Annotated in this window: 24 protein-coding genes; 14 read left to right on the top strand and 10 right to left on the bottom strand. The window is 68.9% G+C overall.

The features are described 5' to 3' along the window. Positions 1–39 precede the first annotated feature (39 nt). Entirely contained in the window at positions 40–1,548 is a 1,509-nt protein-coding gene (locus OV287_RS13580) for a class I SAM-dependent methyltransferase (protein ID WP_267534448.1), read from the top strand. 100 nt (positions 1,549–1,648) lie between these two features. Next, on the top strand, positions 1,649–2,620 hold the full coding sequence (locus tag OV287_RS13575) for a fatty acid desaturase family protein (RefSeq protein ID WP_267534447.1): 972 nt from the start codon (positions 1,649–1,651) through the stop codon (positions 2,618–2,620). 15 nt (positions 2,621–2,635) lie between these two features. On the opposite strand, the gene OV287_RS13570 is transcribed toward OV287_RS13575, so the two are convergent. Genes OV287_RS13570 through OV287_RS13560 form a run of 3 tightly spaced genes read right to left on the bottom strand, consistent with a single transcriptional unit; the run spans position 2,636 to position 6,562 of the window. Then, positions 2,636–3,802 (bottom strand): pyridoxal phosphate-dependent aminotransferase, encoded by a 1,167-nt coding sequence (locus tag OV287_RS13570; RefSeq protein ID WP_267534446.1) that lies wholly within the window; start codon positions 3,800–3,802, stop codon positions 2,636–2,638. A 35-nt stretch (positions 3,803–3,837) separates the two neighbouring features. Further along, positions 3,838–5,355, bottom strand: coding sequence for a class I SAM-dependent methyltransferase (locus OV287_RS13565; RefSeq protein WP_267534445.1), 1,518 nt, complete (start codon positions 5,353–5,355; stop codon positions 3,838–3,840). Positions 5,356–5,410: 55 nt separating this feature from the next. Next, positions 5,411–6,562: a cysteine desulfurase family protein gene (locus tag OV287_RS13560; RefSeq protein ID WP_267534444.1), complete on the bottom strand. Its 1,152-nt coding sequence runs from the start codon at positions 6,560–6,562 to the stop codon at positions 5,411–5,413. Positions 6,563–6,834: 272 nt separating this feature from the next. Here OV287_RS13560 and rnk point away from each other — a divergent pair, with 272 nt between their 5' ends. From rnk to OV287_RS13530, 6 genes are all read left to right on the top strand, one after another. Beyond that, entirely contained in the window at positions 6,835–7,239 is a 405-nt protein-coding gene (gene rnk / locus OV287_RS13555) for a nucleoside diphosphate kinase regulator (protein WP_267534443.1), read from the top strand. 184 nt (positions 7,240–7,423) lie between these two features. Beyond that, positions 7,424–8,899, top strand: a complete 1,476-nt coding sequence (locus OV287_RS13550; RefSeq protein WP_267534442.1) for an anthranilate synthase component I family protein — start codon at positions 7,424–7,426, stop codon at positions 8,897–8,899. After that, a complete protein-coding gene (locus OV287_RS13545; protein ID WP_267534441.1) occupies positions 8,896–9,468 on the top strand; it encodes an anthranilate synthase component II in 573 nt (190 codons plus the stop codon). The genes OV287_RS13550 and OV287_RS13545 overlap by 4 nt, the downstream gene beginning before the upstream one ends. Further along, positions 9,465–10,280, top strand: coding sequence for an aminotransferase class IV (locus tag OV287_RS13540; protein ID WP_267534440.1), 816 nt, complete (start codon positions 9,465–9,467; stop codon positions 10,278–10,280). The genes OV287_RS13545 and OV287_RS13540 overlap by 4 nt, the downstream gene beginning before the upstream one ends. Before the next feature lie 192 nt (positions 10,281–10,472). Next, positions 10,473–11,438 carry an ABC transporter substrate-binding protein gene (locus tag OV287_RS13535; RefSeq protein WP_267534439.1) on the top strand — a complete coding sequence of 322 codons (966 nt, stop codon included), beginning with the start codon at positions 10,473–10,475 and terminating at the stop codon, positions 11,436–11,438. Continuing rightward, the gene (locus OV287_RS13530) at positions 11,435–13,972 is read left to right on the top strand and encodes an ATP-binding protein (protein WP_267534438.1); all 2,538 of its coding nucleotides are present in this window, start codon (positions 11,435–11,437) and stop codon (positions 13,970–13,972) included. Before OV287_RS13535 ends, OV287_RS13530 begins: the two co-directional genes overlap by 4 nt. 51 nt (positions 13,973–14,023) lie before the next feature. Here OV287_RS13530 and OV287_RS13525 read toward each other — a convergent pair whose 3' ends face one another. Continuing rightward, entirely contained in the window at positions 14,024–14,839 is an 816-nt protein-coding gene (locus OV287_RS13525; protein WP_267534437.1) for a pseudouridine synthase, read from the bottom strand. A gap of 191 nt (positions 14,840–15,030) precedes the next feature. Between OV287_RS13525 and OV287_RS13520 the strand changes: the two genes are divergently transcribed. Genes OV287_RS13520 through OV287_RS13510 form a run of 3 tightly spaced genes read left to right on the top strand, consistent with a single transcriptional unit; the run spans position 15,031 to position 16,812 of the window. Next, complete coding sequence (locus tag OV287_RS13520) at positions 15,031–15,450, top strand: hypothetical protein (RefSeq protein ID WP_267534436.1); 420 nt, start codon at positions 15,031–15,033, stop codon at positions 15,448–15,450. Between the two features lie 10 nt (positions 15,451–15,460). After that, positions 15,461–15,937: a phage holin family protein gene (locus OV287_RS13515; RefSeq protein WP_267534435.1), complete on the top strand. Its 477-nt coding sequence runs from the start codon at positions 15,461–15,463 to the stop codon at positions 15,935–15,937. Continuing rightward, positions 15,934–16,812, top strand: a complete 879-nt coding sequence (locus OV287_RS13510; RefSeq protein ID WP_267534434.1) for a hypothetical protein — start codon at positions 15,934–15,936, stop codon at positions 16,810–16,812. The genes OV287_RS13515 and OV287_RS13510 overlap by 4 nt, the downstream gene beginning before the upstream one ends. An 87-nt stretch (positions 16,813–16,899) precedes the next feature. Here the strand turns inward: OV287_RS13510 and OV287_RS13505 are convergent, their stop codons facing one another. Genes OV287_RS13505 through OV287_RS13490 form a run of 4 tightly spaced genes read right to left on the bottom strand, consistent with a single transcriptional unit; the run spans position 16,900 to position 18,874 of the window. Then, positions 16,900–17,472 (bottom strand): GNAT family N-acetyltransferase, encoded by a 573-nt coding sequence (locus tag OV287_RS13505; RefSeq protein WP_267534433.1) that lies wholly within the window; start codon positions 17,470–17,472, stop codon positions 16,900–16,902. A gap of 5 nt (positions 17,473–17,477) precedes the next feature. Further along, complete coding sequence (locus tag OV287_RS13500) at positions 17,478–18,059, bottom strand: hypothetical protein (RefSeq protein ID WP_267534432.1); 582 nt, start codon at positions 18,057–18,059, stop codon at positions 17,478–17,480. 33 nt (positions 18,060–18,092) lie between these two features. Continuing rightward, positions 18,093–18,587 (bottom strand): type II TA system antitoxin MqsA family protein, encoded by a 495-nt coding sequence (locus OV287_RS13495; protein WP_267534431.1) that lies wholly within the window; start codon positions 18,585–18,587, stop codon positions 18,093–18,095. Further along, complete coding sequence (locus OV287_RS13490) at positions 18,584–18,874, bottom strand: DUF4258 domain-containing protein (protein ID WP_267534430.1); 291 nt, start codon at positions 18,872–18,874, stop codon at positions 18,584–18,586. The genes OV287_RS13495 and OV287_RS13490 overlap by 4 nt, the downstream gene beginning before the upstream one ends. Positions 18,875–19,057: 183 nt before the next feature. Between OV287_RS13490 and OV287_RS13485 the strand changes: the two genes are divergently transcribed. The 3 genes from OV287_RS13485 to OV287_RS13475 all read left to right on the top strand — a co-directional run bounded on the left by OV287_RS13485 (position 19,058) and on the right by OV287_RS13475 (position 21,423). Next, entirely contained in the window at positions 19,058–20,350 is a 1,293-nt protein-coding gene (locus tag OV287_RS13485) for a threonine/serine exporter family protein (RefSeq protein WP_267534429.1), read from the top strand. 138 nt (positions 20,351–20,488) lie between these two features. Continuing rightward, positions 20,489–20,716: a hypothetical protein gene (locus OV287_RS13480; RefSeq protein ID WP_267534428.1), complete on the top strand. Its 228-nt coding sequence runs from the start codon at positions 20,489–20,491 to the stop codon at positions 20,714–20,716. Further along, entirely contained in the window at positions 20,713–21,423 is a 711-nt protein-coding gene (locus OV287_RS13475; protein WP_267534427.1) for a biliverdin-producing heme oxygenase, read from the top strand. The genes OV287_RS13480 and OV287_RS13475 overlap by 4 nt, the downstream gene beginning before the upstream one ends. Positions 21,424–21,462: 39 nt before the next feature. Here the strand turns inward: OV287_RS13475 and xdhB are convergent, their stop codons facing one another. Beyond that, a complete protein-coding gene (gene xdhB, locus OV287_RS13470; RefSeq protein WP_267534426.1) occupies positions 21,463–23,850 on the bottom strand; it encodes a xanthine dehydrogenase molybdopterin binding subunit in 2,388 nt (795 codons plus the stop codon). Between the two features lie 5 nt (positions 23,851–23,855). Further along, a complete protein-coding gene (xdhA, locus tag OV287_RS13465; RefSeq protein ID WP_267534425.1) occupies positions 23,856–25,307 on the bottom strand; it encodes a xanthine dehydrogenase small subunit in 1,452 nt (483 codons plus the stop codon). Positions 25,308–25,341 lie beyond the last annotated feature (34 nt).

Raw genomic sequence — 25,341 nt, 5'->3', positions numbered from 1 at the left:
GAAGCAGCGAAGCTGACGTCCCCCCCGAACGAGGTTCCGATGACGGCTCCGCGGAGCGCCACGCCCCCTTCCCTGGCGCAATCTCTGCACTTCTGGGCGCGCAACGCGTCGAACGAGTCGGCGCTGCTGCGCACCTCGCTGTCCGTGGGCCTCTTCGACGCACTGCCGGTGGAGGGCGAGGGCGCCCCCATCACGGTCCAGCAGCTCGCCGAGAAGGTGGGCGCGTCGGTCCGGGGCGTGCGCTCGCTGGTGGAGCTGCTGGTGTGCCTGGGATTGGTGCGGATGGATGACGCACGAGGGTTGGCGCTCACGCGGCCGGTGGCCACCTTCCTGGCGGATCCGCGGTTCCGCGAGCGGCTCCAGGAAGCCTCGGGCTGGTGGGGGCCCATGGGCCGGTTGGAGGAGGCGGTGGAGACTGGAAGGCGCCTCTCCCACGGCGGCTGCTGGGACGTGCTCGGCCTCTACTGGCGGATCTTCCTGGAGAAGGTGCCCTCTCCGTCTCCGGAGGCGGAGGACTTCTTTGACCGCTTCGCGCGCGGGGCGGCCCGCACCTGGCTGCTCGTCACAGCGGGCCGGCTGGGGTTGCTCGAGCAGCTCTCCACGGGCCCCAAGGACGAAGCGGCGCTACTGGCGGCCACGGGCGCCAGTGAGCGGGGCCTGCGCACGATGCTGGACGTGCTGGCGCACCTGGGCATCACCCGGACCGAGGGCACCACGAGCACCTTCACGGAGGAGGCTCGGCAGGTGCTCGACGGCAAGGCGCTGCCGTACCTGCTGCGCTCCTTCTCCGTGTCGGCGCAGTACTGGGAGGCACTGGAGCGACTCGAGGAGACGGTGCGGCACGAGCGCTTCATCCTGGACCTGAAGGATCCCGAGGTGAGCCAGCGCTTCTACGCGGACAACTCCAATCAAATTACCGCGGTGTTCGCCTCGCACTTCCAGCTCAGCCGGCGCGCGGCCGCGACGCTCGCCCAGGTGAAGCCACTGGCGGGGGCGCAGGTGCTGGACATCGGCACGGGCTCGGGAGTGTGGGGCGTGGCCTTCGCACGGACGGAGCCCACCGCGCACGTCACCTACTTCGACCAGGAGGTGGTGCTCGAGCAGGCACGGCGCAACGTGGAGCAGCTCAAGGCGCTGGGGCAGGCGCGCTTCTGGCCGGGCAACCTCTTCACGCAGGACTTCGGCGAGGCCGCGTACGACTTCATCATCCTGCCGCAGGTGCTCAACGTGCTGCGGCCCGAGACCCTGCCGGACATGTTCCGCCGGGTGGCGCGAGCGCTGAAGCCGGACGGCATCCTGGTGATCGCCGAGTACGTGCTGAACGAGCGGCGAGACGGGCCGCTGGACCACCTCTATTTCGGGTTCCGGCGCTTCCTCACCAACGAGGGGGACCTGCTGTCGCACTCGGAGTACGCCGCGCTGCTGGCGGACGCGGGCCTCACCGCGACGGTGTGCCTGCCGCTGCCGACGCAGGAGCTCGTCCTGGCCGCGCGCCCCGGGGTGAACCTGCCTACGCAGCTCGCGCCTCCTCCGCGCGCCGCCGCCTGACGCACTCCGCCATCACCCATTCGGGCCCCGCTCGCTTGCTCGTTCTCTGAGAATCTGTTTAAGCTGGGATTGCACCTTTTCCGTCCCCCCGGAAGGTCTCATGGGCCTGGCGCCGCTGGACAGCACTCGCCGTACGAGCGATGGCCTGGCGCCCGCCGTGCGGGAGCGCTCCAGCTCGGAGGCGTCGCGGCTGAGGGCCAGGTACGCGCGCGAGGTGGCCCGGCTCGGCAACCACGCGCACTCGAAGGCCGAGGGGCTCGGGCACCTGGCGTTCCACATCGGGCTGGCGGTGGTGGCGGCGGTCGCGGCACACGCGCTGCTGGAAGCGAGTCCCGTGGTGGGCTGGTGCCTCTACCCGCTGGTGGCCTTCTTCATCGCCACGCGGTTCCGTGCGCTCGGCAACATGCTGCACGAGGCGTGTCACGGCATGTTCGTGCGCGGCAAGCGCGCCAACCGCGTCTTCGGACACGTGCTGGCCATCATCGATTTGACGGCGCTGGAGCCCTACACGCGCGAGCACTTCACGCACCACCAGCACCTGGGCGACGCGGAGAAGGACCTGGACTTCATCCCCCGCCGCAAGTTCGGGTTCGCCGAGCCTACGGAGCACTTCGTGCGGCGCCACCTGCTTCGGCCGCTGCTGCTCGTCCACCTGCCGTCCTTCGTGCGCCCGGTGCTGTGGAGCCGCACGGACCCGTGGCCGGTGACGCTGGGCCGGTGGACCTTCCTGGCCGGGCTGCTCGCGCTGGCGCAGTGGGGCATTGGCTGGAAGAACTTCCTGCTCTTCTACGGGCTGCCCTACTTCGTTGCCTACCAGGTCATCCGCTACTGGTCGGACGCGGTGGACCACGCGGGAGTGATCGGCGAGGCGGATGAGTTCTACCGCTCGCGCAACCACATCTTCCGATGGGGATTGCTCAACCGGCTGCTCTTCCCGCGCAACGACCAGTACCACCTCACGCACCACCTCTTCCCGGCGGTGCCCACCACTCGGCAGGGGCGTGTGCACACGCTCCTCATGTCGGATCCGGAGTACGCGGACCGCCCGCACTCCTTCTCCGCGCTGCTGTAGAGGAGCGCGGCCAGCTCAGCCGCGGGTGACCCGCTCGATGGCCTCCAGGGCCTCGGGGAAGCGCTCGGGGTGCATGCCCAGGCCCAGCCGGAAGCCATGACCACGCTCCATCGGGTGGGTGCCCGAGGGCTCTCCGTGCTCCATGGAGCTGAGCGGCAGGACGAACACCCCGGCCTCGCCGAGCGCCTGGAGCTTCGCCTCGAACTCCTGGGGGCCCGCGGCGCCTCGCACGCCGATGCAGGTGACGAGACCTCCAGCCGGAGCCACGCCATACACGCCCTGGGAACGCTCCAGGAAGGAAGCCAGGATGCGCCGGTTGCGCCGCCAATCCTCGCGCGCCTCGGTGAGGACAGGGCTGCCTAGGCTCTTGAGCACCTCGTAGGAGATCCACTCGGTGACCGGGTTCACGGTGTGCGTGGTGTAGTTCTTCTCGTTCTGCATGCGCGCCAGCATGGCGGTGTCGCCGACGCACCAGCCGATGCGCAGACCCGGGCAACCCAGGCACTTGATGAAGGAGCCGGTGACGAAGGAGCGCGTGCCCGGGCGGTACACCGTGGTGCCCAGCACCTCGGTCTCCGAGGAGAGGAAGCGATAGTGCTCATCGCCCACGAGCGTGGCGCCGGACGTGTCCACCCAGCGGGAGATGCGCTCCAACAGCTCCGGCTCGAGCACCAACCCGCTCGGGTTGTGGGGATTGTTGATGATGACGACGTCCGGGGACTCGCGCTCCAACCGGGAGAGCCACTCATCCGCATCGACGGAGGGCACGCCGCGCGAGTCCCAGCGCACGGGCAAGCGGACAATCTCCGCGCCCTGCTGCATGGGCAGCTCATAGAGGAGCTGAAACGCGGGCCAGGCGAGGGCCACCTTGCGCGGACGGAGCTGCCGGAAGAGGAGCAGCAAGGCCTCGCTGGTGCCGGTGGTGATGAGGACGTTGTCGCGCTTGGCGCCGGGGTGCATGGCGGCCACGAGGTCGCGCAGGTCGGCACGGCCCCAGTTGGGGCTGTCACGCAGCAGGGTGGAGAGGAACGTGTCCATGGCCTGCTGAGGACTGATGCCGGAGCCGGTGAGCAGCTCCCCCACGGTGCGGGGCCGGGCACCAGACTCCCCGAGGTTGTAGCGCGCGGTGAAGCGCGCGCCCTCGAGGTAGTCCTCCATGAAGAACGAGCGAAGAAGGTCCATGGTGTTCCAGGTGGGAAGGCGGAAGGAAGACGAGCTCAGCGGGCCGGGGCGGCGTCGGGGAAGGAGACGTCCCCGCGCGAAGCGACGACGACCTGCTGGATGGGCATCTCGAAGCTGCGGAAGGACGTGAGGCCCACGGGCACGAGCAGGCGCTGGAAGTCGGGCAGGGACAGCACGTCGCCCTCGTTGGACACGTAGCGGCGCAGCGAGAAGTAGAGCGCGTCCAGGGGACCATCGCGCCGGTCCGTCAGCAGGTAGCCCGAGACGACGAGCAGCCCCCGAGGACGCAGCGCGCGGGCGAGCTTCTGGAACAACGGCAGCAGCGACTCGGGAGGCAGCGCGGGAATGACCTGGGGCAGAAGGATGACGTCGTACTGGGACTCGCCGTAGTCCACGGAGAGGCAGTTGCCGGCCCAGTAGCGCGCGCGCCCATCCAGCTTGAGCTTGGCGATGTTGGGCTTCACCTGCTCGAGGACGTGCTCGGAGTCCAGGTAGGTGACGTGCACGGAGGGGTCGGCCAACCCGAAGGCGGCGCCCCAGACACCCGAGCCGGTGCCCACATCGAGCACGCGAGCGTCCTTCAGCGGGCGCAAGGTGGTGACGAGCTCGGCGGCCTTGCGGCCCAGCTTCACGTGCGAGACGAAGATGCCGGTGATGCGCGAGGCATTGCGCTGGTAGATGCGCCTGGCCGTCTCGGAATCGCGCAGATCCAACCGGAACTTCTGCTGCGTGACGGCCTCGTCCAGGTGCCCGAAGGCCTCCCAGTAGTCCATGGTGGCCGGGAACGCGCTCTGGAAGTACGGAAGGCTGCTCGCGTCGAGGGAGCGGCTGGCCAGCTCGGTGAAGCCGAAGGCCTCGCCTTCCTGCCGGACGAGGCCCATGGACCCGAGCACCCCGAGCAAGACGTGCAGCGCCTCGGGATGGGAGCCCGTGGCCTTCGCCAGCTCCGCGAGCGGCCGGGGACCCGGCACGAGCGCCGCCAACAACCCCACCTCACCGCTCGTCACGAGCGCCTGGGTGCGCAGGAAACCGCGAACGGCCCGATCCTCGTAGTCCGCCTCGACAGGACTCGGCACGGGCTCGCGGGGCGCGAGGAACTGCCGGCGGTACCACCCGAGCAGGTCACGGGACTCGCCCTGCCACTCCACTGGAGCGCCCGTGCGAATGGCCTCGGGCAGCTTCGCGGACACGAGCCACCAACTCCGCGCCTCGAGCATGCGGCTGGCGAAGCGGGCTTCACGCAGGAAGGTGCTCGACACCGGGAGTGAATAGCGATCCGTAGAAGAACCAGCGACCTCGTTCTCGAACCGGACGAACCCAAGTCCCACCAAGGGCTCGATGACGGAGCGCGTGCCCCGAATGTTCGCACCGAGGCGGTTGGCGAGAGTCTCCAGGCTCACCGGCGAAGCGGAGCCCTCAACGGGGATGGTGTTGAACATCCCGAGCGCGAAGGCGCCCAGGAGCGCCGCGGACTCGTTGCTCGCGTCGCGGGCCCAGAAGTTGAGTTGTTGGACGAACGCGGTCTGAGAGGGCGCGGGGGAGGACTCCGCCAAGGCTGACTCCTCGTCGGTGGGGGGGCCCGAGTATGGCGCAGATGGGCTCGGGCTTTCACCTGGGGGGAGGGGCCAGCCGCTTCCAGGCAGAGGCGAGCGCCTCGGCAGCGGCCACCACGTCCTGGTGCGTCGTCGTCCGGCCCAGGGACAGGCGCACCGAGCCGAGCGCCGCCCCGGGCTCGATACCCATGGCCGAGAGGACGGAGGAGGCCGACTCCTCACCCGCGTGGCAGGCCGAGCCCGTGGATGCAGCGACCTCGGGCGCCGCCGCCAGCAGCGCCGTGCCGCTCACACTGGGGAAACGCACGTTGAGTGTGTTGGGTAGCCGCTCCACCGGATGGCCATTGAGCGCCAACCCCGGGACGCGCGCCCGCAGCCGCTCCCACAACTCATCGCGCAGCCCTCGTACCCGCGCCGCCTCCGTCTCCACCGTACGAAGCGCCACGTCGCACGCCACCCCAAGCCCCACGATGGACGCGACATTCTCCGTGCCCGGGCGCAGGCCGCGCTCGTGCCCCGCGCCGAGCAGCACCGGACGCACCGGCGTGCCCTTGCGCACGTACAGCGCCCCCACGCCCTTGGGCGCGCCGAACTTGTGGCCCACCACCGTGAGCAGATCCACGCCCAGCCCATCGACGGACAGCGACAGCTTGCCCACGGACTGGGCTGCATCGGTGTGCACACACACGCCCCGCGCCCGGGCTTCGCGAGCCACCTCGGCGATGGGCTGCAGCACGCCCGTCTCGTTGTTCGAGTGCATGAGCGTGACGAGCGCCGTGTCGCTTCGCAGCGCCGCGACTGCCTCGGAGACGCGGACCCGGCCCTCTCCGTCCACCGGGAGCCAGGTCACCTGCCCGCCGTGCCGCTCCAGCTCGCGGCAGGGCTCGGTAGTAGCCGGGTGCTCGATGACAGAGGTCACCACGTGCCGCTTGTCCGGCAGTGCCGCCAGCACGCCACGGATGGCGAGGTTGTTGGCCTCGGTGCCGTGCGCGACGAAGAAGATCTCCTCCGTCGCCGCGCCAATCAGCGCCGCCACTTGGGAGCGCGCGCGGTCGACAGCCTCTTTCGCCCGGCGCCCATAAACGTGAGCGCTCGACGGATTGCCAAAGTGCTCGCGGAGGTACGGCACCATGGCGTCGACCACCTCGGGCAGCAGCGGCGCGGTGGCGTTGTGGTCCAGATAGATAGGCTCTCGAGGCGTGTCCATTCCGCCCGGCATCCTCGCCCATCCCGAGGGTCTCCAGTGAGGCGCTCGTCATACAAGCCTTGGGACAACCTACGCGCCATTTCAACGGCGAGCGGGAGCCAGCGAGCCTCGACGCACTGCGTCTGCATTGCCCCGAGTCGCTCAGTCCCTGACGTGCCGTCAGGTTTGCGCCCGGCGGGACGTCAGGTTTCAGACGCCCTGCCGCCATGCAGGCACGGCTCGAGTCCCGCTTGGTTGACCGGCCACACGCAGGGTCAAAGGATTGAGTCGTGATGAGTACGCAAGAGCCGAGGATCGTGGTCACGACGACTGACATGGAGCGGCTGCGGACCCTCATCGACACGACCGCGGGCGACAAGGCGGACGTGCTCGATGCAGAACTGCTGCGCGCGGAGGTCGTCGAGCCGACGCAGGTACCGCCGGACGTCGTCACCATGAACAGCCGGGTGGTGTACCGGGACGAGGACACGGGGGAGACGCGGGAGGTGACGCTCTCCTATCCGCAGGACGCGTCACTGGAGCAGGGGCGTGTGTCCGTGCTGGCGCCCGTAGGAGCGGCGCTGCTCGGGCTGTCGGTGGGGCAGGAGATCGACTGGCAGCTGCCAGGCGGGAAGAACAAGCGCCTGCGGGTCATCTCGGTCACCTACCAGCCGCAGGCCGCGGGCCACCACCACTGAATCCACTCCCCAATCTCCCCTCCCCCATTTCCCCTCTCCCTCCGGGAGAGGAGCCCCCCGTCGTTCAAAGGGGGGGCAAGCCCCCCGGGGTGAGGGTATCCGTGCCCTGGGTTGAATCCCGCGACCGAGGGACAGGAGGACCCTGAGCGCGAGCCGGGTGACCTCTGCTACAAGCCGTCGGCGCATGCCGGTGTCCCCCGCCCCGCCCCTGTCCCCACTGAGCCGAGAGCGCTTCGAGGCGCTCGTCGCGGAGGGCTACAATCAGGTTCCGCTCGTCCGCACGGTGGAGCTCCATGGCATGAGGCCGGTGGACCTGCTGCGCGCGCTGCCCGCGGGACACCGCTTCCTGCTGGAGAGCACACGGACCTCCAGTGAGGGCCGCTATTCCTTCGTGGGCTCAAAGCCCTTCCTCACCTTCCGGGCCAAGGGCCCGCGGTGCGAAATCAACGGTGAGCCCCACCCGGGCGAGCCACTCTCCACGCTGCGCGAGTTGCTGAAGCGCTGGCGAGGACTCCGGCTGCCGGGGATGCCACTCTTCTGCGGCGGCGCGGTGGGCTTCTTCGCCTACGAGGCCGCCCACTATTTCGAATCCCTGCCGAGCCACCCGAACGACGATCTGGGCATTCCGGACATCGCACTGGACTTCGTGGACACCTTCCTGGCGGTGGACTCGCAGGAGGGCCACACGCTCGTGGTGGCCACGGGTGCGGACTACGACGACTGCACGCAGCGGGTGGAGACACTGGAGCGCGTGGTACGCGAGGCGGTGGCTGCCGGGCCCCCTGCCCCCACCTGGCGCCTCGCGGACGAACAGACCCCGGACGTGAGCTGGCACTCCAACTTCACCCGGGAGGACTACCTGCGCGCGGTGGAGCGCGTGCGCGAGTACATCCGCGCGGGAGACACGTACCAGGTGAACCTCTCGCAGCGGCTGGAGGTAGAGCCGCGGTTGTCCGCGCTGGAGCTGTACGAGGCCCTGTCCACGCTCAGCCCCGTGCACTTCGCCAGCTACCTGGAGCTGGACGGCTTCGAGGTGGTGAGCGCCTCGCCCGAGCGGCTGGTGCGGGTGGAGGACGGCCGGGCCCTCACGAGGCCCATCGCGGGAACGCGCCGCAAGGGGACGCCGGAGGAGAACGCCCGCTTCGTGCACGAGCTGCGCACCAACGAGAAGGAGCGCGCCGAGCACGCAATGCTGGTGGACCTGGAGCGCAACGACCTGGGGCGCGTCTGCGCCTACGGTAGCGTCCAGGTGACGAAGCTGATGGAGATCACCGAGTACTCCCACGTCATCCACATCGAGTCCGAAGTCGTGGGCCGGGTGGCGCCGGGGGTGGAGCCGCTCGACGTGGTGGCGGCGGTGTTCCCCGGAGGCACCATCACCGGCGTGCCGAAGATTCGCACCATGCAGATCATCACCGAGCTGGAGCCTCAAGCCCGAGGCCTCTACACGGGCTCGCTCGGGTACGTGAGCTTCACGGGTGAGTTGGACCTGAACATCGTCATCCGCACCATGGTGCTCAAGGGCGGCAAGGCGCACGTGCAGGTGGGCGCGGGCATCGTCCACGACTCGGAGCCGAGGCGCGAGTACCAGGAGACGCTGCACAAGGCACGCTCGCTGCTGCTCGCACTGTCCGCGCGCCCTGAGGGAGACGCGGCATGATGCTGCTCATCGACAACTTCGACTCATTCACCTTCAACCTCGTGCAGGCGCTGGGAGGGCTCGGAGCGGAGCTGAAGGTGGTCCGCAACAATGCCCTCACGATCGCCGAGGTGGAGGCGATGCGACCGGACCACATCGTCATCTCCCCTGGCCCATGCACGCCAGACGAGGCCGGCATCTCGATGGAGGTCATCCGGACCTTCGCGGGGCGAGTGCCGCTCCTCGGGGTGTGCCTGGGCCACCAGTCGCTTGGGCAGGTGTTTGGCGGGCGCGTCGTGCGGGCGCCGGTGCCCGTCCATGGGAAGACGGCCGACATCCACCACGATGGCCGGGGCGTCTTCCGAGGCCTGCCGCAACCGTTCGTCGCCGCGCGCTATCACTCGCTGGTGGTGGACCGGGCGAGCCTCCCAGATTGCCTGGAGGTCTCGGCCTGGTGCGGTGAGTTGGTGATGGGCCTGCGCCACCGCGAGTACCCGTGGCTGGAGGGCATTCAGTTCCATCCCGAGTCCTTCCTCACGCCGCACGGGAACCAGCTGCTCGCCAACTTCCTGGAGGCGCGCCTCGGATGATTGGGACGGTCGCGGTGAACGGCGAAGTGCGCCGGATGGAGGACCTGCGGCTCCAGGACTTCCTCCAGTCCTTCTTCTTCGGCGCGGGCTTCTTCGAGACGCTCCTCGTCGAGGAGGGCGCCCCAATGTTCCTCGAGCGTCACCTCGCGCGGCTCCGCTCGAGCCTCGAGGCCCATGCGGGCTGCGTGCACTCGCCTCCGCCGGAGGTGCTCACCGCCGGGGCTGTCCGTGAGGCGCTGCGCCGATGCCTGGAGGCAGATGCCAACTTGGGACCGCGATTCACCGGCGTGGCCAAGCTGGTGGCGGGAGATGAACGGCTGCTGCTGTCCTTCCGGCCCCTACCGCAGCGCCCCACGGGCGAGGGCGTTGTCCTCGATACAGTGGAGGATCGCTGCTACCGCCGGGGTGACCCCACCCTGAATCACAAGAGCGTCTCGTACCTGCGGCAGTACGCGCACCTCGGGCGGGGCACCGTCTTCGTCAACGAAGCCGGGGAGCTCTGCGAGGTTCCGAATGGAAACCTCTTCTTCCTCGTGGGGGACACCGTAGTGACGCCACCGCTGGAGGCCCCGTGCCTCCCCGGCATCATCCGCTCCGTGCTGCTGGAGAAAGGACGGCTCGGAGGAATGCCCGTCGAGGAGCGTGCGATGCGCCGGGAGGAGGTAGAGGGTGTGCGCGGCTGCATCCTCACCAACTCCGTGAGTCTCGCCCTGGCCGTCTCGCGACTGCTCGGGAGGGAGCTGCCCGGAAGCCACGCGCTGGCCGAGAATGCCCGCGCCGTCGTGCGGGAGTACGCACAGCAGGAAACGTGACGGCAGAGCGCGTGGTGTTGAGCCCCAAGCACTCGCGCTGCCCCAAAAGCCCACTTCCCGAGGAGGCCCCCATTCCGCCTATACGCGGAGCCACCGTCCAGGATACCGCTTCCCGATGTGCCCGCTCCGGACGGCTTGCTGTCTCCCCGTCAAGTCCCAAGCGTTTGACGTGGCGCTACAGGAAGAGAGCCCGTGCAAAACCTCGCCCGGCTGTTCAGTTTGATCCTGCTCCTCTCCATACCGGCCTGCACCCACGAGGAGAAGGAGCCCCTGCGCGTTGGCACCATCCTCTGGCCAGGTAGCGAGCCCATCTTCCTCGCGCGGGACCTCGGCTACATCGACGACGGCTCGATCCGCCTGGTGGAGTACACCACCCTGGGCGAGGCCAGCCGTGAGTTCCGCAACGGGATGCTCGATGCGGCATTCATCACGTTCGACATCGCCCTCCAACTCCAACAACAGGGCATCGAGCCACGGGTGGTGCTCGTCATCGACTATTCGGAAGGCGCGGATGCCATCGTCGCACGTCCGGGGGTTCGGCGGCTCGAGGATCTCCGGGGCAAACGGGTCGCGGTGGAAGACATGGTGGTGAGCATCTACGTGCTCGGCCGGGCCCTGAAGATGGCGGGGCTCCAGCCCTCGGACATCCAGGTCGTCCGGATACCGGTCGACCAGCAACTGCGCAGCTATGAATCCGGACAGGTGGATGCCGTGGTCACCTATGAACCCTTCGTGGACAAGCTGCGCGCCGCGGGAGCCCACACGATCTTCGACAGCCGTCAGCTCCCCGGGGAGATCGTGGACGTGCTGGTGGTGAACAAGGACGTCCTCGAGAAGAGCCCCGAGCAGGTCGAGCAACTGGTCCAGGGCTGGCTCCAGGCCCGGCACTATCTGGAGGAGCACCCGGCCGACGCCCTGGCCCGGATGAGCCCCCGCCTCGATACGAGCCCCTCCGAGCTCGCCTCCATGTTCGACAAGCTGCGGATGCTCTCCCTGGAGGAGAATCTCAGCCTGCTGGGGAAACCCTCCTCACCCCTCGTCGAATCGGCGCGGCAGCTCCAGCGATTCATGCTGGAGGAAGGGCTGCTGCGCGAGCCGGTGCAACCCGAGCAGATGCTGGACGCGCGCCCTCTCGAGGCGCTCCAGGAGAGCCGATGATGAAGCGCCCCCGGCGTAGCAGCACCGGGGAGCGTCCGGGACACCTGCCCAGGCTGCCTCCGCTTCCTCCGCTTCCTCCGCTGCGCATCTCCATCCCGCTGGTGCTGCTGCTCTTCGCGGCCACGTTGGGCATCCTCGACCTGCGGCAGAACTCGAGCCTCGCCTCCCGCCGTGTGGAGGAGGACTCCATCCATGAACTCTCCCGGCTCCTGAACGAGAAACAGGAGCACCTGGAGCTCCTCCTGCGGCTGAGCGAGCTCGAGCGGGTCCGGGAGTCGGTGGCCAGTCTCGGTTCGGATACGCACGTGAAGTCTGCGCTGATCTTCGACGACGCCGGCAAGGTGCTCGCCTCGACCCGGCGCGCGGAGATAGGCAAGCAGGCCCGGGAGCTCTACCCCGAGCTGTTCACCCGGGAAGCGAAGCAGCGAGCACACCAGACCCGCGAGAACCTCATCCCGAGCATCCAGGTCACCCCGGATCGTCAGGCCCTCGTGGCCTGGTTCCCGGTGATGAGCCCCCCAAGCCCCAAGCACCTCACCCCCTCGGCGGTCTGGGTGCTCACCGTCGAGCGGGACCTCACCAGCCTCAAGGCGCGGGCACACAATCAGGTACGGATGACCGTGGTGCAGCGCAGTGGTCTGCTCGCGGTGCTCGCGGGGATGCTCTGGCTCTTCTTCCACTTCGCCCTCACCCGCCGGGTGGACCGGCTGGTCACCACCGCCCGCCGCTTCGCCGTGCGCGACTGGGAAGCACGCAGTGAGCTCTCCGGGAGCGACGAGCTCGCCTTGGTGGGACGCGCTTTCGACGAGATGGGCGAGCAGCTCCGCGCGACCCTGACCCAGCTCGAGGAGAGCGAGTCCCAGGTCCGGTTGTTGCTCGACTCAGCCGCGGAGGGCATCTTCGGGTTGGACCTCGACGGGCGTACCACCCTGGTCAACCGCTCCGCCGCCCAGATGCTCGGCTATTCGGACGCGCAAGAGCTGCTGGGGCTCAATGCGCACGAGACGTGGCACTACGCCCACGCGGATGGCTCGGCCTACCCCGAAAGCGAGTGCCCCATCCTCCAAGCGCTGCGCATCGATGCCAAGAACCACGTCGAGCGGGATTTCCTCTGGCGCAAGGACGGCACGCGCCTGGCGGTGGAGTACTGGTCCTACCCCATCCATCAGAGGGGTCAGCGAATCGGCGCCGTTGCGACGTTCGTGGACATCACCGCGCGCCAGCGCGCCGAGGATGCCCAGCGTTTCCTCATCGACGTCAGCACGCAACTGGCGGAGCTGCTCGACGAGAAGAGCACCCTGGAGCGCGTGGCGCGGCTGGCCATTCCCCAGCTCGGCCAGTGGTGCGTCATCGACATGGTGGACGACGAGGGCCTCATCCACCGCGTGGCCGAGGTGCACCAGGACCCGGCCCGGCAGGAGCTGCTCCGCGAGCTGGCGAAGCACCCCCCTCCCAGCGGGAACACGCTCCAGCCCACCGCGCACGTGCTGAGCACCGGCAGGCCAATCCTCGGGGACGAGGCCACCCAGGCGCTGCTCCACACTGGCAAGTCCGGCGCGGCATACACGGAGTTGCTGCAACGGCTCGGCACGAGGACCGCCATCGCCCTCCCCGTCACCGTACGGGGGCAGACGCTGGCGGCCCTGCTCCTGGTCTCGGACACACCAGGTTTCCAGTACGGCCCGCTCGAGCTGGAGCTCGCCGAGGAGCTCGCCCGGCGAGCCTCGGTCGCCATGGACAATGCCCGGCTCTACCACCAGTCCCTGGAGGCGGTGCGCTTGCGCGAGGACTTCCTCTCCGTGGCTTCCCACGAGCTGAACACGCCCCTCACGCCCCTGCGCCTGCACCTGCAGACGATCCGGCGCGCGTTGGCCCCCTCCCACGAAGGAGACTCCTCCACCCTCCTGCTCCCGAAGGTGGACAAGGCGCTTGGACAGGTGAAGCGTCTGTCCCAACTCGTCAATGACCTGCTCGACGTCTCACGCCTCTCCGCTGGCCGGCTCCACCTGCAATTGGAGGAGGTGGACCTGGAGGCGCTCACCCGGGAGCTGGCCGAGCGGTTCTCAGAGCAGGCCACCGCCGCCGGCTGCCCACTCCTCGTCACCAGCGAGGGGCCCACCGTCGGCCACTGGGACCGGACGCGCCTGGAGCAGATCCTCACCAACCTCATCACCAACGCACTGAAGTACGGCGTGGGCAAGCCGGTGGAGTTCCACGTTGCCTCATCCGAGGGGAGGGCACGCTGGAGCATCCGGGACCACGGCATCGGAATCGCAGCCAAGGACCTCGAGCGCATCTTCGGACGTTTCGAGCGGGCAGTCTCCACCCGGCAGTACGGAGGATTGGGGCTGGGCCTCTACATCTCGCGAGCCATCGTCCGCGCGCTCGGGGGAGACATCCATGTCGAGAGCCAGCCGGGAACCGGAGCCCTCTTCACCGTCGAGCTGCCACTCGAACCCGCCTGGGACGCGCAGGGCCCGGAGACCCCCTCCCGGGACATGACGGGAAGAGGCCCTCCCATGTCGGGCCCCTGAGCGGCAGGCTGGGAAATCCATAGGCCACGTCGAGCCGGATGTTCACCACCCTCACCCTGGCCCTCTCCCAGAGGGAGAGGGGAAACCGAGGCCCTGCTCCACCTCGGCGTCCGTGAGCAGGCGAAAGGCCCCCTCCGGCACGTCGAGGACGAGGTCGCCCACAGCCTCGCGGTGCAGCGTCCTCACCGGGTGCCCCACCGCCGCCAGCATCCGCTTCACCTGGTGGTGTCGCCCCTCGGTGAGCACCAGCTCGACCCGATCGGGGGCCAGCAGCCGGGCGCCCGCTGGCCTGGTCGGTCCATCCTCGAGCAGCAGGCCCTCGTGCAGCCGCTGGAGTGCCGCTTCCGAGGGTCTCCCCGCGACGTCCGCCACGTACCGCTTGGGCACGTGCGTCTCTGGCGAGGTCGCGTGCGCCACCAGTCGCTCCTCATTGGTGAAGAGCAAGAGGCCGGTGGTGTCCCGGTCCAGCCGCCCCACCGCGTACCACTCATGGCCTCGCAGTTCCGGCGGCAGCACCGCGCGCAGCCGCTCGAAGACGGTGCCAATGCCCTCGGGATCGTTCCCATGCACCACCACCTCCGCGGGCTTGTGGAACATCAGCGCCAGCGTCCGCGCCTCTAGCGAGCGCGGCGTTCCATCCACCCGCACCACGCTGCCCGCGTGCACCGGCGCGAAGGGCTCTCGCTCCACGCGCCCGTCCACCTCCACCCGTCCTTCACGAATGGCCTGCTCCGCCTCGGCCCGGGGCATCACCCCCGCACGGCCCAAGGCCCGCGCCAGCCAGTCCGCGCGGATCCCCTCCGGCACCGGCTCCTGGCGCCGCCTCGCGGCTTCCAGCCACCGCGGCGTCTTCGGCTTCCTCGCCATCAGCCCATCCCCTTCTGGTCCACGCGCATCCCATTCCTATTCCCGAGGCCCAGGTGCAGCCCTCCGCTGCCTGCTTCGCGAGCGATTTTCATCCCATTCCTGGCGCCTGCCTGGGCGTGCCTAGCTTGAAACATGCGTGGGCCATTCCTGTAGGTGGCCCACCTCATTCCAACCTACTCGGAGGAGAGCGCATGGCAACCGTGACGCAAGGAGGAATCCAGGGTTCCAGCTATACCGGCACCGGCCCATCCATCGCAACGGAGCAAGACACCGGCTTCGCCACCCAGGGCAAGGAGCAGGTGAAGCGCGTCACCGGGGTGACCCGGGATCGCGTCTACCATCAGATTGACGACCGGAAAGGCGAGCTCATCAAGAACCTCCAGGGCTTCGTCTCCACGCTGGAGAACGCCTCGCAGAACGCGGACGGCTTCTCTCAGCAGCTGCTCGATGGCGCCGTGGGCTACGTGCGCAAGTTCTCGGATCGCATCGAGAACGGCAGCACCGAGGAGCTGGTGCGTGATGCGAAGCAGTTCATCCGCGAGAAGCCCGCGCCCTTCTTCGTCGGCTGCGTTGCCCTGGGGTTCCTCGCCGCCCGCATCCTGAAGGATTAGGGAGGCCACGATGCAACCCGGTAATCCAGACACTCGAAGAGGCTTCGACTACGAGGAGCGCACCGTCCCTGGTGACGGCATGTCGGGACGCGACTTAGGGTCCCTGCTGGGCGAGTTCTTCGAACAGGGCAAGCGGCTCATCCGCGCGGAGATCGCCCTGGCGAAGACCGAGCTGCGCCAGGAGGTGACGAAGGTCAAGGCAGGCGGCGTGATGGTAGGCGTGGGCGGCCTGCTGCTGTTCATCGGCGCCCTCACCTTCGCGGCCTTTGCCTGCGTCCTGCTCGACCTGGTGATGCCGCTATGGGCCGCCACGCTCATCGTCACGGTGGCCTTCCTCGCTATTGGCGCAGGCCTCGCCATGGCCGGCATCAAGCGCATCAAGGAAATCCACCCACCCAACCAGACCATTCAAACCTTGAAGGAGGACAGTCAATGGGCGAGCAGGACGTTCCAATCCGTGAAATCTCAGATGCACGGGCACGCATGAGCGAGCTCGCCGATGAGCTGGCCCGGCGCATGGAGCCAGAGCACCTCAAGGCGATTGCCGCGGACAAGGTGTCGGACCTCAAGGAGCAAGCCAAGGACAGGGCGACGGAGAAGGTGGACGAACTCAAGGCACAAGCCAAGGAGACGGTGATGCGCAAGGGTTATGAGGTGAAGGAACGGGCAGACACGCCCAAGGGCTGGAGCATGTTGGGAGCGATCATCGGCGCCGGCGTGGGCTCGATGCTGATGAAGAAGGCCTTCGACGTGCGTCACCAGTCGGACTGGAACACCCGGATGTACGGCGATTATGACCGGGAAACCCCCTCTCTGGTCCCCGCGCCGGATGGTGGCTTGATGCGACCCACCGGCGATATGCGGGGCTCGCTGGGCAGCGACGTGGGAGGCAGCCAGCTGAAGGAGCGTGCCTCGGAGGCGGTGGACATGGCGAAGGACAAGGCCGCCGAACTCAAGGACCGCGCCAGCGGCCTGGTGGACCGGGCCATGGACAAGGCCCATGGGCTTCGCGAGCACATTCCGGACCGGGGGCAGATGCGGCACCAGGCCTCGGACTGGTACAGCACCGTTTCCGAGAACCCAGTGTTGCTGGCCATCGGTGGCCTCGCCATTGGCGCGCTGTTCGCCAGCTTCATCCCGGTGAGCAACCGTGAGCGCCAGCTCATGGAGCCGGCCAAGGCCAAGGTGAAGGAGCGCATCTCCGAGCTCGGCGAGCAGCTCGAGAGCAAGCTCTCGGGTCAGACCGGAGACGAGAGCGTCCGCGAGGAGGAGCTCCAGGCCTCGGCCTCCTCGGAGAGCGAGCGGGAGCGCGGCACCATTCCGCCCCTGCCTCCGCTCGATGACTACACCTCCGTGCACTGAGCCGGGCTCTCTCTGAAGAGAGACTGGGCGCGGAGACACGGAGCGCACGAGGCCGGACGGGGCGGCAATCGCCTCGCCGGCCTTGCGCTATCCGCCCACCGGAGCCGTGGGGAGGGCCCGCCATTCACGGTCGAGCATGGCGTAGATGAGGGAGTCGCACCACTCGCCCTTGTAGATGGCGTTCTCGCGGAAGTGGGCCTCCTTGCGCATGCCCAGCTTCTCCATCACGCGGAACGAGCCGGGGTTGCGCGGGTCACAGTCGGCCCACATGCGGTGCAAGCCGAGCGTCCCGAAGCCGAAGTCCACGAGGGCCCGCGCCGCCTCGGTGATGTAGCCCCTGCCCCACTGAGAGCGGTCGAGGATGTACCAGAGGCAGGCCTCGCGCAGCTCGGGGTCGGTGATGCGAATGCCGCAACGCCCGATGAGCCGGTGACCATCGCGCAGCACCACAGCCAGGTCATAGACGTGCCGCGGCGTCTCACGCGCCTGGGTCATGACGCGGAGGATGTAGTCCCGGCTCTCCTCGGGAGTGCGGACACCATGGGATTGGTAGCGCACCACCTCGGGGTCCGACTCGTAGGGGTGGGTGAAGCACCAGTCGTCCTCCTCGAACTCGCGCAGCAGCAGGCGGGGTGTGAGCAGGGGCGTGGTGAACAGCATGACGATCAGGACTCCGGGCCCGGGGTACCGGCGAAGAAGGGATGGGCCTTTCCCTGCTCGTCCACGAAGGTGAAGTCCTGGAAGCGCGAGGCCTCTGGAGCATCCGGGTGCTGGCGAGCTTCCGCGAGCTGCGCGTGCGACAGGGAGGAGAGGTCGTCCTCCTTCACGCCGGCGAGCGCGAGGAAGCCGGGGCGGCTGTCCCCGTCACGCAGGAGCGTGGGCCGGTGTCCCTTGAAGTCGAGGGCGGTGGACACGCGCTGGAGGGCGGCATGAGCCTGGGAGAGTTGCTTCGCGGTGCGCATGCGCAGGGCCACCTCCTCGCGAGTCTGGCAGATGCCGTCCACGTGGACGCTGACGCGCAGCGAGTCCTGACTGATGGAGAAGACGAAGACGCGGCTCTTGGGGAGCTCGCCGGAGAGGGCCGTGGCGGCCTCCTCGGCGGCCTCGCCCTCGACGCGGGGCCACAGCCGCAGCGCCTTGCCCGGACCGGCGGTGAGGAAGGCCGGCAACTGGCGGGAGCCAAGCCAGCGCTGCACCTTGGTACGGACCGCTCCCAACACGATGAATCCCTGCGCGGTGTCACTCATGGGTCGTAAGAGCACGGTGAAGTGGCGCGTTCGTCAAGAAGGAACGATTCGCCACGCCTGAGAACCCTTGCCTTCTTCGAGAACCATCCGGATCGGCCTGGCCTCGACGAGCCCGGTCTCCTCGAGCGGGTATTCTTCGACAGGCCGGTCCACCATCACCATGAGACGCAAAAGCCTCTCCGCGGGCTGTCCCATGGGCGCCGGAGCATCGACGCGCTCCCACTTGGAAACGGTCGTCTTGTCGACGCCCATCTTGTCCGCGAAGTCCTTGCTGGAGAGGCCCAGATACTTCCGGAGGAAGCGGATCTCCTTCGGACCGAGCTTTTCCCGGCGTCGGGCAACCGCCATCGCCAGCTGACGGTGCATCTCCGCAATCTTATAGATGCCCAGCTGACGCTCGCCGCACTTGAGACACCGGTAGACCATGACCCCTTTCAAGGTGACGCCATCCAGACCGATGAGCTCGTCCTTGACGTTCTCCCGGGTCCCCTTCATGGGCGTGCCGCACGCAAGACAGTTGCTGTTCACCGGTTCCTCCGCATGGCGGTCACTACAACGAGCGTGTTCTCGTCACGAAAGGCGATGATGACGCGAATCTTCGATGTCTCGACGTGATACCGCCAGCTCCCATTCTCCCACTCGGGTTCACGCACCACGCCTCCGCGAAGCACGTTCTCCACGTCCCGGCGCGAGAGCTCATCCTTCCGCATCTCGTCTTCAGCATGTCTGCTGAAAAAGACCCATCCGCCTTCCAGGATGGATCTGATCAGCTTTTTCGCGTCACCCGCCCGAAGGTGACCTGTCACATCACTCATTGGAGAAATACCAACTATTGGAGAAACTTCAACTGCCCTCGCCTGCTCTCCGGGCGTTCTGCAAGCTGCTCGCCAGTCCGGCGCCCAAGGGAGCCCAGGCGTCCGCTACCCCGAAGCACGGCTCCTAGAAGAGACGGCGGGTCTCCTGCGTAGACGAAGCAACGGAGCGGGCGGGCAGTGAGAGTGACGAAGGCTTCGTTTGACTCCCCCGAGGGCCTCTGCCATGTGCGCGGCGTGCTCCCGGCAGAACAGCTCGTCGCGCTCCAGTCGCCGCCTCCCGTCCCCGCGGTGTCGTTCACGCTGCGGCTCGGACAGGCGCTGCACCGCTATGGCACTCCCGCCCACCGGCTGGAGGAGCAGATGCGCTTGGTGTCCCAACGGCTGGGCCTGGAGGCCCGATTCTTCTCCACCCCCACCTCCATCTTCGCGTCCTTCGGTCCCCCCGAGGCCCTGCAGACCTCCCTCATCCGCGTGGAGCCCGGAGAGATGGACCTCGGTCGCCTCGCACGCCTCGATGCGCTCGCGAGCGCCGTCATCCGGGGTGACCTCTCTCCCGAAGAGGGCGCCGAGCGCGTGGAGTCCATCCTCGCCGAGCCTCCTCGTCACGGCAGTCCCCTGCTCCTGTTGTGCTGGGCCCTGGCCGCGGTGGGTGGTGCGCGCCTCTTCGGTGGCGGCCCCCGCGAGATGGGCGTGGCCGCGTTGATCAGCCTCCTCATCGGCGGGTTGGATCTATGGACGCGCCGACAGTCCTCCACCATGTGGGTGCTGGAGCCGGTGGCCGCCATCCTCTCCTCGGCCCTGGCCGTCATCGCCGCGAGCCTCGTGGGGCCGCTGTCCGTGCAGATCGTCACCCTGGCGGGCCTCATCGTGCTGCTGCCCGGCCTCAGCCTGACGGTGGCCCTCAACGAGCTCGCCACGCGCAACCTCATCTCCGGCACGTCACGGCTCACCGGCGCGGCGCTCGTGTTCCTCGAGCTCGGCTTTGGCGTGGCGCTGGGCACCCGGCTCGCGGAGTGGTTCCCCCTTCCCGCGAAGCTCGGCCCTGTGCCCGCGCTCCCCGGCTGGACGGAGCCACTCGCCCTCGCGTCGATGCTGTTCGGCGTGAGCGTCCTCTTCCGCGCCCGCCCCCAGGATTGGGGAGGAATCGCAGTCACTGGCACCCTGGCCTACGTAGGCTCGCGCCTGGGCTCCCAGGTGCTGGGCACCCAGCTCGGCGCGTTCGTCGGAGCGCTCATCGTGGGGCTCGTCACCAACCTGCTCGCCCGCCTGCGCAACCGCCCCGCTGACATCACCCTCGTGCCCGCCATCATGGTGCTCGTGCCCGGCAGCATCGGCTTCCGCAGCATGGAGTCCCTGCTCGCCCGCGATGTGCTCGCCGGCGTGGACACCGCCTTCTCCATGCTCATGGTGGCCGTGGCCCTCGTGGCCGGCCTCCTGTTCGCCAACGCCCTCGTCCAGCCGCGCACGGTGCGCTGAGCCCCCCACCCCCAGGGTCCGCTGTCGAACACCGCACCGCCCCACGCTTGACCGCTCCCCCGCCGTCTGGCATCTTCATTTTGAAAACGAAAATCAGAATCAATTTCAACAATCCCTGAAGCGCCGAGGAGCTTCCACATGCCAACGCCCCCCTGCTGCCGCACCATCCTGGCCCGCAGTCCCAGCGCGGAGGTGGCGCGCTGCTCGTGCGGACACATCCATCTGAGCCTCGGGCCGATGACGATCCGCATGGACGAGGGAACGCTGCACGGGATGTGGCACACGTTGGGAGACGCGCTCCGGGCACTCTCCCCGGCGCCCGAGACCCACCCCGAGCCGGCGACCACGGGGGGGTGGAAGCAGTGAACACATTGACGGAGCTGCTGCGGCAGGCCACCGCCCATGAGGTGCGCGCCGCGCTCAGCACTCCCTTCGCTCAGCGGCTCGCGCGGGGGGAGCTGGACCGGACGCACTACATGCGGCTGCTGGCCAACCTCCAGGCCCTCTACGCGGAGCTGGAGTGGGCCCTCATGTGGAACCGCCAGCATCCAGCGGTGGGTCCACTCTGCTTGCCTGAGCTGTGGCGCAACGAGCTGCTGCAGGACGATCTGCGCACCCTGCTCGGCCCAAGCTGGTATTCGAGCGCACCTCGACAAGACACGGTGGCGCAGGTGGAGCGGCTCGGTCTGCTCTGCGATGAAGCCCCTGCCTTACTCGCCGCGCATGCCTGGGTGCTCTACGCCACGGACCTGCCCGGAGCCAGCCAGGGCGGTGCCGGGATTGCCCGTGCGCTCGGGTTGCGCGGCAAGGAGGGAACGGTCTTCCTCCGCTATGCCACCCACCTCGACGGAGCGTCCTACCGGGCGCACCTGCTCGACACGCTCGACCAGCTGCGCCTGGACGAGCGCTCCCGCGAGGCGCTCGCCAAAGAGGCCCGGCTCGCCGTGCGCGGAGTGCACGCGCTCTTCGAGGTACTGGGCCGGAATCTCACCGCGGCCCAGGAACGGCGCGAGCGTGTGAAGCCGGGAGGCTGGTGGCTACGGCCGCTGGCGCTGGCGCGCGGAATGTCCTGAGCGCCCGGCGTCGAGGGCCGAGCGCTCCAGCTCCGCGCTTCAGGCCGGGCCGTTCGGACTCGCTCCCGCGGCCCGCGCCATCTCCACCGCGCGGAGAATCGCCTCCGGGGTCGCGGGAGAGGCCAGATCCACCGGGGTGCGCGGCGGCCCGAAGGCGGCGACCGCATGCCGCAGCGCCGTCACCGCTCCGATGGCCAGCATGAACGGGGGCTCACCCACCGCCTTGCTGCCATGGATGGAGCTGTCCTGCGGCGCGCGCTCCAGCAGGGCGACGCGGAAGTCCTCGGGCGCGTCCCCCACCGCCGGAATCTTGTACGTGTCCGGCGAGTGCGTGACGAGCCGTCCCTTCGCGTCGAACAGCACCTCCTCGCACGTGAGCCACCCCACGCCCTGGATGAAGGCGCCCTCCACCTGGCCCCGGTCGATGCTCGGAACCAGCGAGGTGCCCACGTCGTGGAGGATGTCCACGCGGCGCACGCGGTGCTCGCCGGTGAGGCCACTCACCTCCACCTCCACCACGGCGGCTCCGAAGGCGTAGTAGTGGAAGGGCTTGCCGCGCCCGGCCACCCGGTCATACGAGATGTCCGGCGTGCGGTAGTAGCCCGTGGCCGACAGCGACACCTGCGCCAGATACGCGGCGTGCACCACCTCGGCGAAGGTCACCGAGCGCTCGGGGCGAGCGGGCAGGAAGACTCGGCCCCCGGCGAAGGCAATCGAGTCCAGCTCGCCGCCCCGCTCGAGCTGCAAGAGACGGCCGGCCACCGGGCGCAGCCGCTCGCGGATCACCTCGCAGGCCTGCTTCACCGCCATGCCGTTGAGGTCCGAGCCACTGGAGGCCGCCGTGGCCGAGGTGTTGGGCACCTTGTCCGTAGCGGTGTTCATCACCCGGACGCGCTCGGTGGGGACGCCCAGCTCATGGGCACAAACGGCCCGCATCTTGGTGTGCAGCCCCTGCCCCATCTCGGTGCCACCGTGATTGAGCTGCACGCTGCCGTCCGTGTACACGACCACCAGGGCCCCGGCCTGGTTGAGGAAGCTCGTGGTGAAGGAGATGCCGAACTTCACCGGCTGGAAGCCGATGCCCCGCTTCGTCCACCGTGAGCTGGCGTTGAAGGCCTCTATCTCCGCGCGGCGGCGGGCGTAGTTGCTGGAGGCCATCAGCTCCGTGTGGATGCGCGGCAGGCGGTTGCCCTCCACGGCCTGTCCGTAATGGGTGAGGTTGTGGGGGGCCTCGCCGTAGTAGTTGCGCTCGCGCACCACGGCGGGGTCCAACCCGAGCAGCTCGGCGGCGCGGTTGAGCACCTCCTCCATCACGAACATGCCCTGGGGCCCGCCGAAGCCGCGGAAGGCCGTGTTGGAGGGCAGGTTCGTGCGGGCCACCCGGCCGGTAAACCGCAGGGCCGGGACGAAGTACGCGTTGTCCAGGTGGAAGAGCGCCCGGTCCAGGATGGCGTGCGACAGGTCCGTGCTCCATCCACCGTCCGAGAACAGCTCGACCTCGAGCGCGAGCAGCCGTCCCGAGGGATCGAGCCCGGCCGAATAGCGGGCCCAGAAGGGATGGCGCTTACCCGTGAAGGCCATGTCCTGGTCACGGTTGAGCCACACCTTCACTGGCCGACCGGTGACGCGTGCGCCCAGGGCCGCCAGGGCCGCGAAGGGCGCGGCCTGCGTCTCCTTGCCGCCGAAGCCGCCTCCCATGCGCGGCACCTCCACCACCACCTGGTGCCGCCCCGTCCCCAACACGTGGGCGACGATGGCCTGCACCTCCGAGGGGTGCTGGGTAGAGCTCCACAGGTGCACCGCGCCGTCCTCACCGGGCACCGCCAGCGACGCCTGCGTCTCCAGGTAGAAGTGGTCCTGGGCACCCGTCATGCACTCGCCGGACAGGCGCACGGGCGCGGCGGCGAGCGCGGCGTCCGGCTCTCCCCGGCCAATGCTGTGCGGGGTCGTGAGGAAGGCACCGGCCTCTACCGCCGCCTTCAGGGTCAGGAGCGCGGGCAGCGACTCGTACTCCACCTCCACCAACGCGGCGGCACGGCGAGCCAGGGCGGCGTTCTCCGCCAGCACCACCGCCACCGTCTGCCCCTGGAAGTGCACCTCGTCTTCGGCCATCAGGGGCTCGTCGTGGATGACGGGGCCCACCTGGTTCTCCCCGGGGATGTCCTCGGCGAAGAGCACGGCGTGGACGCCGGGGAGGGCCCGGGCGCGCGAGGCATCCCTGCGAAGAATCCGGGCATGCGCGTGCGGCGAGGTGACGAGGTGCCCGGCCAACATCCCCGGCGGCGAGGGCAGGTCGTCCACATAGAGGGCCTCGCCACTGGTGTGCTTCAGGCCACTCTCGTGCGGGGCCGGGGCGTGCAAGGGCGTGGGGGTCGGCTCGGACTGCTGGCCGCGGGCGGCGTCAGGAGAAAAAGGAAGCGTGCTCATCCGGGTCACCTCACCTGCACCGTGGCCGAGTGGCCCTCCGCGAGCCGGGGCACCGGCGTGGAGAGCGTCTCGTGGAAGAAGCCGCGCAGCAGGTTCTTCGCCACCTGCGCGCGGTACCAGGCCGAACCCCGATGGTCAGACAGGGGCTTGAAGTCCTCGTCCAGCCGGGCCACGGCCGCCTCGAGCGTGGCCTCCGTCCAGGGCTGGCCCACCAGCGCGGCCTCCGTGCGCCGGGCCCGCGCGGGCGTCGCCGCCATGCCTCCGTAGGCCAACCGCGCCTCGGTCACCTTCCCCTCACCGTCCACCACCACCCGGAAGCCCGCGGACACAGCGCTGATGTCCAGCTCGCGCCGCTTGGACACCTTGTACGCAGTGGCCCGCGCGCCCTCCGGCTGCGCCGGCACGTCCACGCAGGCCAGCACCTCCCCGCGCCCGAGCGCCGTACGCCGGTAGCCCTGGAAGAAGTCCTCCAGCGGCATCCGCCGCTCTCCCGCCCGCGAGCGCAGCACTGCCTCGGCCCCCAGGGAGATCAGTACCGGCGCCATGTCTCCAATGGGCGAAGCGGTGCACAGGTTGCCGCCCAGCGTCGCGCGGTTCTTGATCTGCCGCGAGCCGAAGTAGCGCAGCATCCGCTCCAGGGGCCGGCATGCGACGCGCGCGTAGTCCTCCAGGTCCGTCAGCCAGGCGGTAGCGCCCAGGCGGTGCCCTCCGGCGCGAGGCTCCAGCACGTGCAGCTCGGGCAGGGCCTCCAGCGAGACCAGCAGCGGAGGCTCCGCGTAGCGCTTCGTCACCTCCAGCGACAGGTCCGTCCCCCCCATCACGAAGCGCGCGTCCGGGTGCTTGTCCAGCACGTCCCAGAGGGCGTCCAGCGAGCCGGGGGTGAAGAAGCGCTGGGCACCGGCCTCATAGGCCAGCGCCATGGGCTCGGGCCGCGTCTCCGCGAGCGCGCGGGCGAAACGGTCCTGGGGGCGCAGACCGGCCACCTGACCCGCGGCCTCGCGGATGGGCCGGTAGCCAGTGCAGCGGCAGAGGTTGCCGCACATCTGCGCGTCCAGCTTCCAGGGCTCGTCCATGTCCCGGCGGTGACAGGCCTCCAGCATGGCCATGGTGATGCCCGGGGTACAGTAGCCGCACTGGGAGCCCAGCTCGCGCGCCAGCGTCTCCTGGACGACGTGGTACTTGCCGCCCTCCTTGAGGGCCTCCACCGTGTAGACGCGCTTGCCCTGCACCATGGGCAGCAGCACCAGGCACGAGTTCACCGAGCGCAGCGCAGGTGTCCCCTGGCTGTCCTGCTCCAGCACGACGACGGTGCAGGCCCCGCAGTCGCCCTCGGCACAACCCTCCTTGGTGCCGGTGAGGTGCACGCGGTCGCGCAGGTAGCGCAGCAGCGTGGTGGTGGGAGAGAGCCCCGTCTCCTCGACGGGCTTGTCATTCAGGAAGAAGCGCAGGCGTTCCATGGGCCTCCTCCGGTCCCCCCCGATGCGAGAGGGC

This window comes from Archangium lansingense (assembly GCF_026626635.1).
Taxonomy (GTDB): Bacteria; Myxococcota; Myxococcia; order Myxococcales; family Myxococcaceae; genus Archangium; species Archangium lansingense.
Note: the sequence above shows the minus strand (reverse complement) of the source record. Positions and strands in the feature narration are given on the sequence as shown.